The organism is Helicobacter canis, from assembly GCF_900451095.1.
In the GTDB taxonomy this organism is placed as follows: Bacteria; Campylobacterota; Campylobacteria; order Campylobacterales; family Helicobacteraceae; genus Helicobacter_B; species Helicobacter_B zhangjianzhongii.
The window spans coordinates 1,827,432-1,843,136 of the sequence record NZ_UGHV01000001.1 but is presented as its reverse complement, the minus strand read 5'-3'; the positions used below and the strand labels follow the sequence as shown (position 1 = coordinate 1,843,136).

Annotated in this window: 14 protein-coding genes; 3 read left to right on the top strand and 11 right to left on the bottom strand. The window is 46.4% G+C overall.

What is annotated here, in order from left to right:
• Positions 1 to 56: 56 nt before the first annotated feature.
• The 6 genes from DX060_RS08685 to DX060_RS08660 all read right to left on the bottom strand — a co-directional run bounded on the left by DX060_RS08685 (position 57) and on the right by DX060_RS08660 (position 7,802).
• Positions 57 to 1,118 carry a dehypoxanthine futalosine cyclase gene (locus DX060_RS08685; RefSeq protein ID WP_115012079.1) on the bottom strand — a complete coding sequence of 354 codons (1,062 nt, stop codon included), beginning with the start codon at positions 1,116 to 1,118 and terminating at the stop codon, positions 57 to 59.
• Between the two features lie 15 nt (positions 1,119 to 1,133).
• Complete coding sequence (gene bamA, locus DX060_RS08680) at positions 1,134 to 3,551, bottom strand: outer membrane protein assembly factor BamA (RefSeq protein WP_309473201.1); 2,418 nt, start codon at positions 3,549 to 3,551, stop codon at positions 1,134 to 1,136.
• A 147-nt stretch (positions 3,552 to 3,698) separates the two neighbouring features.
• A complete protein-coding gene (locus DX060_RS08675) occupies positions 3,699 to 4,856 on the bottom strand; it encodes a metallophosphoesterase (RefSeq protein WP_115012077.1) in 1,158 nt (385 codons plus the stop codon).
• A 37-nt stretch (positions 4,857 to 4,893) separates the two neighbouring features.
• Positions 4,894 to 5,607: a LutC/YkgG family protein gene (locus DX060_RS08670; RefSeq protein ID WP_115012076.1), complete on the bottom strand. Its 714-nt coding sequence runs from the start codon at positions 5,605 to 5,607 to the stop codon at positions 4,894 to 4,896.
• Entirely contained in the window at positions 5,600 to 7,045 is a 1,446-nt protein-coding gene (locus tag DX060_RS08665) for a LutB/LldF family L-lactate oxidation iron-sulfur protein (RefSeq protein WP_115012075.1), read from the bottom strand. The genes DX060_RS08670 and DX060_RS08665 overlap by 8 nt, the downstream gene beginning before the upstream one ends.
• A gap of 13 nt (positions 7,046 to 7,058) precedes the next feature.
• The gene (locus DX060_RS08660; protein ID WP_115012074.1) at positions 7,059 to 7,802 is read right to left on the bottom strand and encodes a (Fe-S)-binding protein; all 744 of its coding nucleotides are present in this window, start codon (positions 7,800 to 7,802) and stop codon (positions 7,059 to 7,061) included.
• Positions 7,803 to 8,109: 307 nt separating this feature from the next.
• Between DX060_RS08660 and DX060_RS08655 the strand changes: the two genes are divergently transcribed.
• From DX060_RS08655 to DX060_RS08645, 3 genes are all read left to right on the top strand, one after another.
• Positions 8,110 to 9,129 carry a methionine ABC transporter ATP-binding protein gene (locus tag DX060_RS08655; protein WP_181814260.1) on the top strand — a complete coding sequence of 340 codons (1,020 nt, stop codon included), beginning with the start codon at positions 8,110 to 8,112 and terminating at the stop codon, positions 9,127 to 9,129.
• A gap of 308 nt (positions 9,130 to 9,437) precedes the next feature.
• The gene (locus DX060_RS08650) at positions 9,438 to 10,106 is read left to right on the top strand and encodes a methionine ABC transporter permease (RefSeq protein ID WP_115012355.1); all 669 of its coding nucleotides are present in this window, start codon (positions 9,438 to 9,440) and stop codon (positions 10,104 to 10,106) included.
• 38 nt (positions 10,107 to 10,144) lie between these two features.
• A complete protein-coding gene (locus DX060_RS08645; RefSeq protein WP_115012073.1) occupies positions 10,145 to 10,930 on the top strand; it encodes a MetQ/NlpA family ABC transporter substrate-binding protein in 786 nt (261 codons plus the stop codon).
• 254 nt (positions 10,931 to 11,184) lie between these two features.
• On the opposite strand, the gene DX060_RS08640 is transcribed toward DX060_RS08645, so the two are convergent.
• Genes DX060_RS08640 through tatC form a run of 5 tightly spaced genes read right to left on the bottom strand, consistent with a single transcriptional unit; the run spans position 11,185 to position 14,929 of the window.
• The gene (locus DX060_RS08640; RefSeq protein ID WP_115012072.1) at positions 11,185 to 11,640 is read right to left on the bottom strand and encodes a hypothetical protein; all 456 of its coding nucleotides are present in this window, start codon (positions 11,638 to 11,640) and stop codon (positions 11,185 to 11,187) included.
• A 20-nt stretch (positions 11,641 to 11,660) separates the two neighbouring features.
• Positions 11,661 to 11,960, bottom strand: a complete 300-nt coding sequence (locus tag DX060_RS08635; RefSeq protein ID WP_115012071.1) for a PP0621 family protein — start codon at positions 11,958 to 11,960, stop codon at positions 11,661 to 11,663.
• On the bottom strand, positions 11,948 to 12,826 hold the full coding sequence (gene rsmG, locus DX060_RS08630) for a 16S rRNA (guanine(527)-N(7))-methyltransferase RsmG (RefSeq protein WP_115012070.1): 879 nt from the start codon (positions 12,824 to 12,826) through the stop codon (positions 11,948 to 11,950). Before rsmG ends, DX060_RS08635 begins: the two co-directional genes overlap by 13 nt.
• Positions 12,827 to 12,833: 7 nt before the next feature.
• Positions 12,834 to 14,165, bottom strand: a complete 1,332-nt coding sequence (locus DX060_RS08625) for an S-adenosylmethionine:tRNA ribosyltransferase-isomerase (RefSeq protein WP_115012069.1) — start codon at positions 14,163 to 14,165, stop codon at positions 12,834 to 12,836.
• A complete protein-coding gene (gene tatC, locus DX060_RS08620; protein WP_115012068.1) occupies positions 14,165 to 14,929 on the bottom strand; it encodes a twin-arginine translocase subunit TatC in 765 nt (254 codons plus the stop codon). The genes DX060_RS08625 and tatC overlap by 1 nt, the downstream gene beginning before the upstream one ends.
• Positions 14,930 to 15,705 lie beyond the last annotated feature (776 nt).

Below are 15,705 nucleotides of genomic sequence, written 5' to 3'. Positions count from 1 at the left end.
TCCTAATAGCAAGCTTGAAATACCAATAATGCCAACAGCCAATCTCACCAAACTAATCAAAATCGCTCCAAAATCTCATACGCTGTGTTGCGTTTAGCCGGTAGCTCGCCTATGTCTTTGATAAGGGCTATCATCTCCTCTTGGTTCATCGCATTGCGCGCACCTGCGGCGGCTACGACATTTTCTTCCATCATTGTGCTGCCTAGATCATTTGCCCCAAAGAGCAAAGCTAGCTGCCCTATGTGGCTGCCTTGCGTTACCCAGCTGCTTTGGATATTAGGGACATTATCTAGGTAGAGTCTAGAGCAAGCAAGCAAGCGCAAGTAGCGATTAGAAGTTGCTTTTTTCAGCTCTGGAAGCTCTTGTTGCAAGGGGGTATTATCTGGCTGAAAGCTCCATAAAATAAAAGCGCGAAACCCCCCTGTCTCATCTTGCAGCTCTCGCACCCTGCGCCAATGCTCAATGATGTCATCATCATTATCCACACTGCCAAACATCATCGTAGCAGTGGATTTAATGCCTAGCTTATGAGCCTGCCTATGCACCTCTATCCACTCACTAGAATCCAACTTTTTAGGCGCGATAATATCACGCACCCTATCGCTTAAAATCTCCGCCCCAGCCCCCGGGATCGAGCTAAGTCCAGCGGCTTTAAGGCGTGCTAAAACCTCTGGGATAGAGAGCCTAGAGACTTTGGCAATGTAGTTTATCTCAATGGCAGAAAAGCCGTGGATAGTGATTTTTGGGTATTTATCGGCGATGTGGCGCACAAGCTCTTCATAGTAGTCGATTTTAAGCTTTGGATGCACGCCTCCTTGGAAGAGGATCTGCGTGCCGCCAATGGCTAGAAGCTCTTCTATCTTTGTATCAATCTCTTCAAAGCTCAAAACATACTGCCCCTCTTCACCAAGCCTACGCTTAAATGCGCAAAATTTGCAATCCACCCAGCAGATATTGGTGTAGTTGATATTGCGATCAACGATAAAGGTCGTGAGTTTATCAGGGTGCAAAGCAAGCTTCTTAGCACTTGCCATTTCCCCTAGCTCTCGCAATGATGCGTTTTGTAAAAGCTCTTTTATCTCTGCATCGCTATAACGCTTTTGTAAAGATTGTGCCATTATCACTCCTTGCTGCTAGAATCTAGTCCCCATAGAGAACTCAAAGCTAGAGGTATAATCCCCTTCCTTTTGGTTAAATCGTTTGATTGGCACGACAATCACAAGCGGACCCATAGGAGAAATCCACTCTATCGCTAGCCCAGCTGATGCACGCCACTCCAGCCCATAGCTTCCAGACCCCAATACCCCATAGCCCTTAAAATCCGCCACGCCATTTGCTGTCTTAAAGCTCAAAAGCCCATAATCCACAAAGAGAGCCAAGCGCATTTTGGCTGCTTCTAAAATCCCATAACTTAGCTCAAGCGAGTTGGCAAACATACCATCGCCTCCTACCCATAGCCCATCGATATTGCGCGGAGTGATCGAGCCAGCGCGGAATCCACGGATTGTAGTAACACCACCGAGATAAAAGGTGCTATTTAAGGGCAAGAAGTCCTCTCTATCAAAGCGGAAGATATAGCCGCCTTGCGCTTTATAACGCGCGATCAAATCAATCCCAAGAAGCGAGCGCAGGTGATAGTAGAGCCCAAGCTTGGCATAGACTTTGACATTGCGCACCGTGCCTCCAAGCCCAGCAAACTGCGCGTAAGTAGAGGCGATCACGCCATTTTTGGGGAAGTAGTAGTCATCAGTATTGTCAAAATTGATCGTAGGCGTGAGTGATGAAGTGATGGGCAGGTGGTTGTCTTCATTCCACAAGCCGTGCCTATGCACTTCTGTCATACAATCATCTTTATCGCTAGGCTTGCAATCAGGGCGAGCAACCTTATCAGTGAAAATTTGATTTTTTGATGAGTAAAACTGCTCATAGAGATTGCTTGTAAAATCATAGGTCTTTACGATGTTAATATCATAGCCCAAGCTTACGCGCAAAGTTGGCGTTAATAATCGCCCAAGATTTAGGCTAAATCCACCGCTTTGCTCGATGTAGATGTAGTTGATATAGTAGTTTCCATAGATACTGCTAGAGGCGGAGAATTTCGAGTCAAAAATACGCGGATTTGAGAGCGTGATATTCCCAGAGAATTGCCGCCCATTATACTTGCGTGTCTGTCCATAGTAGTTGAAGTTAACGCTCTGCCCTGTCCCTGTGGAGATATTGGCATAGATACTCCCACTCTGCCCTGTGCCAAAGAGATTGCGCTCTGATACAGAGCCATTGATCATAAGCCCGCCATAGCTCCCATAGCCTAGCCCAAACTGCAGCTGCCCGGTGCGCCCTTCTGTCACACTTATGAGCAGATCCATAGAATCTTCACTTACGCGCTTTTCATCGATTTTGACATTATCAAAAAAGCCTAGCCGCTGGAGAGCGTTTTGGGATTCTGTGATTTTGCTTAGGCTGTATTCATCGCCCGGGGCTAGGAGAATCTCGCGCCGTATGATTCTATCGCCTGTGCGTGTGTTGCCAGAGATTAGCACATCGCCTATACGCACTTTAGAGCCTGTCTCAATGTGGTAGATGACTTTCACTAGCGCATTTTGCTCATCTTTATCTAAATCTGGGCGCACTTGGGCGAAAGCATAGCCCCTATCAGCGATAAGGCGTTTTAGCACTTGCGCATCTGTGCGTAAATCTTCGATATTAAACACCTCTTTTTTCTTAACATTAAGGGCTTTTAGCAAGGTGGCAATGGGGACTACATCATTATCAAGGTTAATTTCTATATCACTCACGCGGTATTGCACGCCTTCATTGATTTTGTAATAAAGCTGGGCGGAGAGATTATTGAAATTGGTCGTAAGAAATGGTGCGGAGACATTGGCATCTAAGAATCCATTGCGCATATAGACATCTTGGATTCTAAGGCTATCGTATTCTAGCTCTTGGAGTCGTAGCTTGCCATCGTTTAGCCCCCACATCCAGCCCATAAAGTCGCGCTCTTTGTTTGCGCTTAAGGATTCTAGCTTGTTGGTCTTAAGCTTCTTGCGCCCTTCATAATGCGCTTTTCTAATGAGAATATTATCCCCACGATTGACATTAAAGATGATCGCATACGCATCGGCGTTATCCGCCTTTTTTAGCTCTTCTTGCACGATTGAGCCATAGTAGCCTTGGTATTCCAGCACGCTTTTTAGCACTTCTTTGGCACGCGCGATTTTTTGATCATCAAAAGTCTCGCCCTTTTTGATCCCCATTTGCGTGGTGAGTGTTTGCTTCTCTTGCTCGCTACCATAGCCCTTGATCTCAATGCTTGCCACACGCGGCTTTTCTACAAAGTGAAAGGTCAGCACACCCTTATCAAAGCTCGCATACACATCTTTGAAATACCCTTGATTGTAGAATGCTAGCACCGCAGAATCTATGACTTTGGATTCTAGCTCATCGCCTACTTTGACTTTGGCGATTTCAGTGGCAAGCATAGTGGAGAGCGATTGCAAGCCTTGGTATTGTATAGCTGTAATTTTGGCACTAAATGCACTTGTAATGATAAAAGCGCAGACAAAAACGCTCGCTAATAGTCGTTTCAATAAAAACCCTTAAAAAAATAAATAAACGCGTATTATAGCTAAATAAAAAAGGTAATTGTGTTTAAAATCCTTGCTAAAAGCCCAAGCTAGATGTAGCAAAATGGGGGCTTATTGGCTGGGATTTTGCGGTGGCAAAAGCTCAAAGAGTGTGATCTCACTATCACTTAGTGCGCGCATAGGCGGTCCCCAGAATCCTGTCCCTTGGCTTACATAGACATAGCCGCCGGTTTTTGTTTGGTGGAGTCCTTTGAGGTAGGGCTGCTGCAAAAGCACTGCTAGTGAGATGGGGAAAATCTGCCCGCCGTGTGTGTGCCCTGTAAGTAGCAAATCCGCCTTGGCAAGCAGGGATTCTGGCAGGATATTGATGACTTTGGGCTGGTGGGTTAGGAGGATTGTGGGGAGAGCAGGGTTGAGATTGGCGAAGGTTTTTTCAAAATCTGGGCGCAAAAATCCCAATCGATCGCCCATAAGATCCGCGCTTCCAGCGAGATTGATGAGTGGTGGTGTGCCGATAGGGAGATTTTCATTCAGCAAGACGCGGATACCAAGAGATGGCAAATACTCTAGCATATCTTGCACATCGTGAATATACTCGTGATTGCCCAAGACATAATACACACCATACTTCGCACGAAGTGCCTTTAGTAGCGCGAGACTAGATTCTGCATTGGCTAGGCTTGTATCGACTAGATCGCCTGTTATGGCGATGAGATCAGGCTCTGTTTGATTGACTAGAAACACGATTTTTGCCACGCGCTCTTCGTCCATAAGCCCACCGATATGCACATCACTTAGCTGCACGATCTTTAGCGGTGCAGAGAGCTTGTCTAGCTCCATAGAGAGCTTTTCTACTTTGGGATCTTCTAGTCCGTGATACACCGCATAGAGACTATACACACAGCAAAGTGCTAGAATGTAGCGTTTGATTCTCGGGGCTAGGTGGTGATGGCGGATAAGTATAAGTGCGCCATTGATCGCCCCTGCGATAAGGGCTGCTATCAAAAATGAAAACGCCACGCCCACCGAGATAGAAGCGAGCATAAAAAGCCATTTAGGCGTATCGGTATAGCGCATAAACATATATGCTATGCTCCAGCCAAGATTGATCCACAAAATCGCGCTATACAATCTGCGCACATAAGCGCGGCTAGAGATATGGCGCACGAGCAAAAAGTAGATGACAATATGGATCGCCACAAAGAGCAGCGAGCCAAGAAATGGAAACAAAAAGCCATTCATCTGCGCAAATTCTGGGGTATCTTCCATAATAATCCTTAAAAATATAAACTGCACTTACTTGCTATCAGTAAAGCACAGCATAAGTTTTCCTAGGTCCATGCACGCCAAAAACCGTTTGCAGCTCAATATCTGCTGTGCGGCTTGGTCCTGCGACAAAGATGATATTACTTGGCAGGACACTAGAGCCACTGCGATCTTTTTCATATTTTTTGATAGCTTCTATACCATTGAAAATATTACGCACGATAGCAGCCTTTGGCAAAAGATAAATGCAAATATTTGTAATAAGTGAAGAGAGTCTAGGGGCATTTTCATTAGAGCTTAGCCCCAAAATCCCAAGATCCGCCACCCCGCAACGCGCTTGCACGATAGAAACAGGGATATGAAAAAGCTCTGCACGCATACTATCGACACTTTGCGTGTAGGGGATAGGCGTGATATTTTGCAAGCTCTGTGCATCAAGTGCGATGTCTGGATTATAGAGAAGCTTTTCTCCTTGGGCGATCCCGCCTTGGGCTATTTCTTGCTGCAAGATGTCTTGCACTGCACTTATAAGCGTGTCTTGTGTGGCTTGCACGACAATGGCTTTGTTATTAGTATGATTGGTGATGAAATTTTCTACAAGATTGCTACTAGAATCCACTTTTTTGGATTCTGGGGTGCTTGGCTCTTCAAGCTTTAGCGCATTGCCAAAACGCACGCTAAAGGCTGGGATAGTGTGATTATGCGCGATAGATTCTCTCACACGCGCTAGAATCGCTTCTTTTGCACTACTCATAGATCACTCCTTGCAAGTTTGCGACTTTTTTATGGAAGTCTGCGTTGATTGTGGGGAAGCTGCGGTATTTGGTCCAATGCTTTAGCAAAGGCAAAAATCTCGCAAAAGGCGCGAGCAGTGGGGCAAACTTCGCCATAGCCATAGCCAATCGCCATTTACTAGGATTGGTAGCAAGGCTAGCAAATGTGCGCATTTGAGACTGCTCTACACTGCTTTGGGTGCTGCCATCATTGCCGATGATATTTTTACGCCCTTGCCCCACGCGCTCGCTACGCAAATCTCGTATAAGCTCGGCTAACGGGATTTTCACAGGGCACACTTCTGTGCAACGCCCACAAAGTGAGCATAGATCAAGCATAGGAGAGCAGGTGTTTAGCCCAAAGAGCTGAGGTGTGATGACTTCACCAATAGGTCCGGGATAGGTGCTTAGATACGCGTGTCCGCCGATTTTATCATACACTGGGCAGTGATTTAGGCAGCTGCCGCAGCGGATACAGCTCATCGCGCGGTAGTAGTGAGAGTCTTTTAGCATATTAGAGCGATTGTTATCAAGCAGGATAATATGCACTTCTTTTGGTCCATCTTTCTCGCCATTTTTGCGCGGAGAGGTGATGATGTTGTTGTAGCAAGTGATCACGCTTCCCACCGCAGAAGGAGCTAGCATAGTATCAAGGATCGCCGCTTCTTCAAAGCTTTTGACCACCTTTTCAATCCCGCAAATTGCGATATGTATATCTGGTGCGGTGGTGCTCATTCTACCATTGCCTTCATTTTCTATAAGCCAGATCGCGCCTTCTTCCGCGATAGCAAAATTCACCCCACTAAGCCCCATTGTAAAAGTCTCAAACTCATTGCGCATATAGCTTCTAGCAATGCCATTTAGCTTTTCCGGCTCGCTCTCTAGCGGGGCGTTTAGCTTTTTGTGAAATAGCTCGCCGATTTCATAGCGGTTTTTGTGGATAGCAGGGACTACGATATGCACAGGGCTCTCACCAAGCAGTTGCAAAATCACTTCGCCTAAATCCGTCTCAATCGCTTGCAAGCCTTTGGACTCTAGGAAGTGATTGAGATGTATCTCCTCGCTTGCCATAGACTTGCCTTTAAGGATCTTTTTCACACCCTTTTCTTGCATAAGATTATAGATGATCTCATTTGCCTCTTGCCCATCTCGCGCCCAATGCACTTTCATACCATTTTTTGTGGCATTGCTTTCAAACTCTTCTAGCACAGAGTCTAGCTGGGATAGGGCGTTTTGCTTTAGCTCCTTGCCTTTTTCTCTTAAACTTTCCCAATGGATAAAGCGTGTGGTAAGCAGCTTTTTGCGATTAGCTCGCAAGGTGTCCATAGCAGAGAGCAGGTTTGTGCGTAGCTGCTTATTCTCTAGTCCTTCATTGATGGCGGTGTGGAATTGTGCCTTAATGGTGTTGTTGTGGCTCATTTTCTCCCCTTTTTCACGCTATGCCGATACGGCGTGCTAAAAAATCATACAAATGCATATAGTCAATATTGACGCCTTGCTTTTGCATAGCCCCTGTGATATTAAGCGCACAGCCAGCATCGCCGGCGATGAGATAATCCACTTGGCGCGCTTGTATATCAGCGATCTTTTGGCTTACCATAGCTGCAGAGACTTCCGGCTCTTTTACACTAAATGTCCCGCCAAAGCCACAGCATTCTTCTTCTCTCTCTAGCTCCACTAGCTCGACATTTTTTAGGCTTTTTAGCAGGGATTTTGCCGCTGGGATACACTTAGCCGCACGCAAGGCGTGGCAGTTGCTATGCCAAGTGATACGCACAGGCGAGCCTTTGTCTTCATAGCGCACTTGCAGCACTTCGCTAAGATATTCACTAAGCTCATATACGCGCGCGCTAAATGCTTTGGCTTCTTCATAATGCTCTGTATCTTTAAAAAGCTCTTCATAATCAATGCGAAACATTCCCGTGCAAGAGCCACTGATTAGCACGATAGGATAGTCTTGACTAAAAAGCCGCATATTGTGTAGTGCCACCTGCCTTGTCTCATCATAGTAGCCAGAGTTGTAGCTAGGCTGTCCGCAGCAGGTTTGATCCTTTTTGACGATGACTTCTAGCCCTTCTTTTTGCAGAAGCTTAATGGCGTTGATACAAGTATCTGCGCACGCTGCTGCACCAATACAGGTAGAGAAAAAATAAACCTTTGATGGTGTGCTTTGCATAATTCTTCCTTTAACTTTAGAGTTTGCAGTCTTTAGAGTTTGTCCTTTGTGTTGCGGGTATATATTAACGCATTTCTTGCAGTTTGTAGGGAAAACTTCGTATATTTGCTTATGTGTTAGGAAAAATCTTAACACCCACAGCACGCAAGCTTAAAGCTATTTGCATATCTTGTAGGATACAGCCTAGCGCATTGTGTTTGCAAGATACTTATGCTACAATCCGCGCTTCTATACTACATAAATTACAAATTATGTCGCAGTCGTAAGTCGCATCTCTTAAGGATTTTAGTATGCCAAGGATTCTAGTATGCATAGTAGCACACAGCCTGTGATAGAGCTTTGCAATATCACCAAAACTTACCCCAATGGATTCCAAGCGATTTATCCGCTATCTTTATCAGTCAATCGCGGTGATATTATGGGGATCATCGGCTACTCTGGTGCTGGTAAATCCACGCTTATCCGTCTAATCAATCGCCTAGAAGAGCCCACAAGCGGAGAGGTGCGTATCAATGGCGAAAATATCTTAGAGCTAGCAGAATCCACCTTGCAAAAACGCCGACAAAAAATTGGAATGATCTTCCAGCATTTCAATCTTCTCTCTTCACGCGATGTTTTTGGCAATGTCTCCTTTGCCCTTGAGATCGCCGGCTGGAAAAAAGAGCAGATAAAAACGCGCGTATATGAGCTTTTATCCATTGTGGGCTTGCGTGAAAAAGCGCATTTCTACCCCAGCCAGCTAAGCGGCGGACAGAAGCAGCGCGTAGCGATCGCGCGCGCTCTAAGCAATCACCCAGATATTTTGCTCTGTGATGAAGCCACAAGCGCACTTGATACCAAAAGCACAAAATCTATCCTAGAGCTGCTTAGATCCATACAAGCCCAGCTTGGGCTAACTATCGTGCTTATCACACATCAAATCGAGGTCGTGCGTGAGATCTGCAATAAAATGTGCGTGATGAGCGGTGGGGAGATTGTAGAAATGGGGAGTGTGGAGACAATCTTTAGCACACCAAAGCACACTATCACTAAAGAGCTTTTATCCTATCTCCCAGCAGTAAGCGAGCAAGAAGTCCTAGCCCAGAGCAAAAATGCTTATAAAATCTCCTTTGTAGGGGAGCATATCAATGAGCCTTTAATCAGCGATGTCATCAAGCGATTTGGCGTAGAAGTCAATATCCTAGCCGGAAATATCGAGCCTCTTAGCACGATGAAAGTGGGGCATTTGTTTGTCGAATTTGGCGCAGATGAAGCCAAAAATCAGCAAGCTATCGCCTATCTCAAAGGCAAGCAGCTGCTTGTAGAGCATTTTGATGATTGGTCGTAGTGTAGGATAAGACAAGAATACAAAGGGGAGAGATGAGAACAATACAAGCTTTTTTAGCGCGTTTTGGCATAGTGCTTGCGTTTGTGTTGCTGGCATTGCTCTGTGTCGCACCGCTTTTGCGCGATCTTGCTACGATGTGCGTAGAAATCGCGCAGTGGCTAAAAGTGGATTCTAGTGCTATGGTAGATAGAATCTGGAGTGCCCTAGAATCTAGTGCTAAAGCCTTTGATGAGCTGTGTAGGCAAGGCTTGCAAGCAGGCATTATGGCTATATATGGGGCAGTGGTTGAGCTAGACTCTAGCACGGCTATGGCTTTAAGCGATCGTATCGCTTATAATTACGACCAAATCTCGCAAGCCACTTACGACACGCTCTATATGGTCGCTCTCTCTACGATTGTTGCCACGCTTTTTGGACTGCCTCTTGGCATAGCCCTTAGCGTTACAAGACAAGGCAGGATCTGCCCCCACCCCACGCTTAATGCGATTTTAGGCTCTATTGTCAATATCGTGCGCTCCTTTCCTTTTATCATTCTTATCATCTTGCTATTACCACTCTCACGCGCCCTTGTAGGCACGAGCATTGGCGCGACTGCTGCGGTGATCCCGCTAAGTATCGCGGCTATCCCATTTATCGCTAGGCTTTTTGAAGGTGCATTTGAAGAAATCGATAAAGGCTTGATAGAAGCGACACTCAGTATGGGGGCTAGCAAATGGCGCACAATGACAATGATGGTAGCAGAGGCAAAGCCCGGGCTTATCAATGCTACGACTATCACGATCATCGGGCTTATAGGGTATTCTGCTATGGGCGGGGCTGTGGGGGCTGGAGGGCTTGGCGATGTGGCGATACGGCTTGGCTTCCAAGCCTATCAAGAAGATATTTTGCTTGTTACCTCTCTTGTGATTATTGTGCTTGTGCAATTTGTGCAAGGGCTAGGCGATACTCTGGTCGCAAAAGCGCGAAAAATGCGCTAGAATACTCGCTCAATCTTACATATTTCAAGGAGTTTGTGATGAAAATCGCCCTATCAAAAATGCTAGTAGCTACAAGCATAGCCTTATCTCTTAGTGCCTTAGCGTATGCGGAAAAGCTCAAAGTCGGCGCGACCCCTGTGCCTCAAGCAGAGATGCTGCGCTTTATCGCCCCAGATTTGCAAAAGGCTGGGATCGAGCTTGAAGTGGTGGAATTTACCGATTATATTCTGCCCAACATCGCCCTTAATGAAAAAAGCATTGATGCTAACTTTATGCAGCATAAGCCATTTTTAGACAAGATTAGCGCGGATAGGAAGCTTGATCTAGTGAGCATAGCGCAAATCCACATCGAGCCTATCGGCGGATATTCTAAGCGTATAAAAGACATAAAAGAGCTCAAAAATGGCGCGACTATCCTTATCCCCAATGACCCCACAAATGGCGGACGCGCACTGATTTTGCTCCACAACAACGGACTCATCAAGCTAAAAGATCCAAGCAATCTAAGCGCGAAAGAAACAGACATTATCGACAATCCCAAAAAGCTTAAAATCAAAGCCCTTGAAGCAGCCTTGCTGCCAAAGACCTTGCAAGATGCAGACCTAGCTATTGTTAATGGCAACTACGCCTTGCAAGCAAATCTTAGTGCCAAAGATGCGTTGATTTTAGAAGATTCTCGCTCGCCCTATGCCAATATCCTTGTCGTGCGCACTGGCGATGAAAACAACAAAGCAATCTTAGAGCTAAAAAAGGCAATGCAAAGCGACAAAATGAAAGACTTCATAGAAAAAACCTACAAAGGTGAGATTGTCCCAGCATTTTAATCCACGCCTATTGATCTTGCTCTAGAATCTATTTTTCAAACTAGATTCTAGGCTTGCCCTTGGGATACGCTTTTCAAGAGGGATAGAGAGCTTAGCAGGCTCGCTTCTCTCTTTCTCTCTCCATTTCCCACCTTTGCTCCAAATTTCGCTTTTTAAGGTTGTGCGCTTGTTGCGCTACTTAGATGATTGTAGCTAGCGCAGAATTTGCAGCCTTAGTGTGGCTAGAATCTGCTTAAAGCAAAACCCAATCCCAGCTAAAGCAAATCCGCAAACACCACGCCATCAACGCCCTGCAAAGCGCACTCTTCTATCTGGCTAGCTTCAGTGATGATGTATAGGACTTTAGGATCTAGGAGATAGTCATCAGCTAGGGTTTGATAGAGCTTAGGTGTAGAATCCACTAGGAGATATTTGGGCAAGAAGTGCGCACCGCTAAGAAACTCTGCCACACTATGTGTGCGCAAGGCAAACTCTAGGGCATTATCCCTAGCATATAAGCAAAGGGCAAAGTCCCTATCATCGTGGAGGTCAAACCACGCGACAAGCTTTTGAGCAATGGGGTGGGGTGGTGTGGCGAAAGTGGATTCTAGGGGACTTGGCGCGTTTTGAGCAGTGGAGCATTCACTATGAAAGGCACGCAGAGAGTCTAGGTCGCTGATATGGACAAAGCGCGTGGGGTAGATGGCATTATGCAAGCCTATGATGATCATTGCTACTCCTTGTAGTCTTGCTACTCTGGCAAGCAGGATTTAGAGCAGTAATACTGCCCTTGGTATCTAATACCCTCTTCTATGGGCAAAAAGATTCTGCAATGTGCGCAGGCGACTAGATCGTGGCTGGCTTCTTGGCTGTCTTGTGCGGTGTGGATTCTAGGGTTTGGCTGGGATTTTTCTTGGGATTGTTGTTTTTCTTGGGGTGTGCTTGTGGAGCTTATAGAGCTAGAAAGGAGGCGTTTGATCTTGGCTAGGAGTGATAGGGCAAGCCAAATAATGGCAAGCAGTAGCAAAAGTGCGGCGATTAGTCTAAGCATTGCGCGAGTTCCTTATATACATAGATTCTGGCATTATAGCGGTAAAGGGTTATTTTTGGTGTTGGCTTTTTGCTAAAGAAATCTGCTTGCGTGCCCCCGCCTTGCACCGCTGTCGCTTGTTTTCTAAAGAAACATCGCCTAACGGCGAGCGGTATCCCTTGTTTTCTAAAGAAGCTTCGCTTTGCGGTGGGGCTGTGGGAGTTTTGCTGAAAAGTGGATTCTAGGGGTTGGACTGATTTTGTAAAGCCGCTTTGGGATTCTAGCCCAAAAGCCCAATCCCGATCGACTAAACCGATGTGATAGCTCCGCTCCCCCTTGTATAGCAAATACGCCCCATTTGGCTGCAAAAGTGGCTTTGTAGTAGCAAAGATTATGTCATTTGGCAGGCTTGCGCGAGAGGTGATAAGATCGGCTTGATATGACAGAGCTAAATGCTCTATGCGCGTGGCTTGCACTTGGAGATTTCTAAGCCCTAATTTATGCCCCACAATGCGCAAAAACGCCGCCCGCTTTTTTCTAGGCTCACATAAAATAAAGTGCGACTCAGGGCGCAAAATACCTAGCACAAGTGCCGGTAGCCCAGCCCCAGAGCCTATATCAAGGCAGCGAGAAAAGGGCTTTATCACGCGCAGTGGCAAAGCAGAATCCACAATCTGCCTAAACATATCTTCCATCGTGTGCGCGCCGCTAAGATTATGTGAGGTGTTCCACTCAAGCAGCGTTTTGGCATAAAGCTCTAGCTGCGCGGCTTTCGCGGTGGCATTGGGTGTGGCTAGGGTGGATTCTAGCCAATGGGCTAGGGCGCGTGTGTCAAAGCTCCTAGGATCCAGCGCATAGGGGGTAAGATCAATGGCGTTTTCCAGCATAGCGCACCTAAAGGATTAGCATAGCATCGCCATAGGAGTAGAAGCGATACTCTCTAGCAATAGCTTGCTCATAAATCTCGCGCCACTGCTCATAGCCCACCATAGAAGCTACAAGCATTGTGAGCGTGGATTTGGGGAGATGAAAATTAGTCAAGAGATATTCCACATAGCAAGGCTTATTGCCCGGGTGCAAGAAAATATCGCATTGGGCGTGTAGGTCTGTGTAGGGCTTGGGGTGGTGTGCGTAAAGTCTAGCGGCGTATTCTACGCTTCTTAGTGTGCTTGTGCCTACACATAGGCGCGATGGGGCATTTAGGAGCTTCTCAAGGCTCTTGGCTGTGATATGCAGGGCTTCTGTGTGCATTATATGCTCGCGAATGTCCTTAGCCTCCACGCTAGCAAATGTCCCAGCCCCGATATGCAAGGTCAAATAGGCAATGCGCTCTTGCAAGGACTCTAGCATAGAAGCCGATAGATGCAGTGAGGCTGTGGGAGCGGCGATCGCGCCTGCTTGCGTGGCAAAAAGGCTTTGATAGTCGCTTGTATCATCGCTGGTGGCTTGTCTTTTGATATAGGGTGGCAGGGGGATATGCCCGATTTCTTCAAGCATTGTGAGCGCGGCTGCTTGGTCTAGAGGGGCTAGGGTAGTGGGCGTTGGCTTTTGCTTGGAAGATTGGGCTAGAATTTTGGCGTTGCTAGAATCCACTTTTTCACTCATCGTGTTTTTGCTCTCATTGCGAGACTTTGACTTGTCAAAGCAATCCATAGGATCTACTTTTCTCCTAGAATCCGCTTTTGCAAAAGTGGATTCTAGGAGAAAAAAGCGCGTAATGCGATAGCCATTATCTAGCACGCCCACCACTTGCGCGTAGAATCTCCCGCAGGCAAAGATGTCGCCAAGCTTGACTCTACCGCGGATCTGGCAGAGTGCTAGCACACTAGGATCTAAGCAGCTAGAATCTAGGGAGATGGAGTGTGCTAGGGGGTCTTGTAGATGTGTGGAGATGGATTCTAGGGCTTGCTTATAGGTGGATTCTAGGAGGGGTGGCTCTAGGCTTTTGGCTTCATCTGCGCGGATAAAGCGGTGGAAAAAGATTTCGCGCGTGGTTTGTGTGCCAAGCTTTTTGCCATAGATTCTAGCTTTTAGCACGCGGGTGTTGTTTAGGGCGATTATGCAGTCTTTGGGGATAAACTCTAGCAAATGCGCGAAAGTGGTGTGCGTGATATGCCCCGTGGCACGCTCATAGACAAGCAGTTTGGCAGCTTCTCTGGGGTAGATAGGGGCATTGGCGATTAGGTGCTTTGGCAAGGCGTAGTCATAGCTTGATAGGGCAAACATCACGACTGCGTAAGATCCTGATCGCTCTTATCGCTGGATTCTAGGGGCTTTGGGGCTGGATTGATAACTCTAGCGATAAGGATTGAAAGCCCATAGAGAAGCACAAGTGGGATAGCCATAAGTAGCTGTGAGAAAGGATCAGGGGGCGTGATGATAGCTGCTACTACAAAGATAATCACCACCGCGTATTTGAAAAAGCCTTTCAAGCTCTCATCAGTGATCATCCCCACCTTAGCCAAGAAATACGCTAGCACAGGCAGCTCAAACGCTAGCCCAAAGCCCAGCACCACGCGGATAAAAAACCCCACATAGCTCTCCACAGAAATATTGGCTTCAAACATATCATTTCCAAAGAGCAAGATATATTTAAGCATAAAGGGAAACACAATATAGTAGGCAAAGAGCGCACCGATGATAAACATCAATGTGCCAAAGCCCACAAATGGCAAGATGATTTTCTTTTCATTTTTATATAAGCCCGGAGCGACAAAGAGCCACAATTGCCAAAAGATAATAGGCGTAGAGAGCATAAACGCCACTAAAAATGACAAGCTCATCGCGGAAAATATCCCCTCTAGCGGGGTTAGCTGCATTAGCGTGCCTTGCACATTGTTGGCAAATGCACTTTCAATGGGGAGCTTCACAATGGCAAAAATCTGCTTCCAAAAGGCAAAGCACGCGATAAATGCGGCAATCACGCTAGCAAGCGCGATGATAAGCCGCTTGCGCAAGTCTTGTATATGGGGCTTTAGCTCTTCAAACATTGATGGGGCTCACTTTTTGGCGTTGGCTTTTGTTTGGGTGTGGGCGTTGGGCTTTTTGCGATAAATCGTGGATTCTGCGGCGCGTGCTTGCTCATTATCGCCTAGTAAAATCCCTTCGCCCGCGCCTTGAAAACAAGGGACACCGCTTAGGCTGCGCCGATGTTTCTTTAGAAAGCCCCGATTTTTCATCAAAAATCCTGCCGACTGCGAGTCGCTATCAAGCACGATTTCAGCTTTTTTGTTTTGCGGCTTTTTTATACTTTGTGTAGTTTCTTTAGAATCCACTTTTTCACTAACGGCGTTGTTTTCTGTCATTGCAAGCACCGCTTGCACCGCGTGGCAATCCATAGTGTTTGTGGGAGTAAAAATATCGGTGTTATGAAAAATCCTAGAATCCACTTTTTGTGCTTTTTGATGAAAGGATGTTATGGATTCTGGGAGATTGGGGTGGCTTTTGGTAGGCTTGGTGGATTTTCTAGTAGAAGGCTTAGGCTTGGCGGATTTGGTGGCTTGAGATTTGATGGGCGTTTTTTGGGCTTTTTGCGTGGCTAGATTCTTGGCTTTGGGAGAATCAGCTCTTTTGGCTTGCTTTGTTTTGGCTAGATTCTGGGCTGGGCTTGGTAGGAGAGATGATGAGCTAGGCTCTAGGGCTTTTGGCTCACTTTGTTGGGATTGGCTTTGGGGGAGAGCTTTGTAATCTTGAAAAATATCGTTGATTTCTTGTAGCTGAATATCTTTGGTGATGTTATCGATTTGCGAGGTGAAATGCTGGTGGT

Coding starts and splice junctions, on each gene's coding strand:
- DX060_RS08685 (WP_115012079.1), bottom strand. CDS start 1,118: ATGGCACAATCTTTACAAAAGCGTTATAGCGATGCAGAGATAAAAGAG.
- DX060_RS08675 (WP_115012077.1), bottom strand. CDS start 4,856: ATGGAAGATACCCCAGAATTTGCGCAGATGAATGGCTTTTTGTTTCCA.
- DX060_RS08670 (WP_115012076.1), bottom strand. CDS start 5,607: ATGAGTAGTGCAAAAGAAGCGATTCTAGCGCGTGTGAGAGAATCTATC.
- DX060_RS08665 (WP_115012075.1), bottom strand. CDS start 7,045: ATGAGCCACAACAACACCATTAAGGCACAATTCCACACCGCCATCAAT.
- DX060_RS08660 (WP_115012074.1), bottom strand. CDS start 7,802: ATGCAAAGCACACCATCAAAGGTTTATTTTTTCTCTACCTGTATTGGT.
- DX060_RS08655 (WP_181814260.1), top strand. CDS start 8,110: ATGCATAGTAGCACACAGCCTGTGATAGAGCTTTGCAATATCACCAAA.
- DX060_RS08650 (WP_115012355.1), top strand. CDS start 9,438: ATGGCTTTAAGCGATCGTATCGCTTATAATTACGACCAAATCTCGCAA.
- DX060_RS08645 (WP_115012073.1), top strand. CDS start 10,145: ATGAAAATCGCCCTATCAAAAATGCTAGTAGCTACAAGCATAGCCTTA.
- DX060_RS08640 (WP_115012072.1), bottom strand. CDS start 11,640: ATGATCATCATAGGCTTGCATAATGCCATCTACCCCACGCGCTTTGTC.
- DX060_RS08635 (WP_115012071.1), bottom strand. CDS start 11,960: ATGCTTAGACTAATCGCCGCACTTTTGCTACTGCTTGCCATTATTTGG.
- rsmG (WP_115012070.1), bottom strand. CDS start 12,826: ATGCTGGAAAACGCCATTGATCTTACCCCCTATGCGCTGGATCCTAGG.
- DX060_RS08625 (WP_115012069.1), bottom strand. CDS start 14,165: ATGTTTGCCCTATCAAGCTATGACTACGCCTTGCCAAAGCACCTAATC.
- tatC (WP_115012068.1), bottom strand. CDS start 14,929: ATGTTTGAAGAGCTAAAGCCCCATATACAAGACTTGCGCAAGCGGCTT.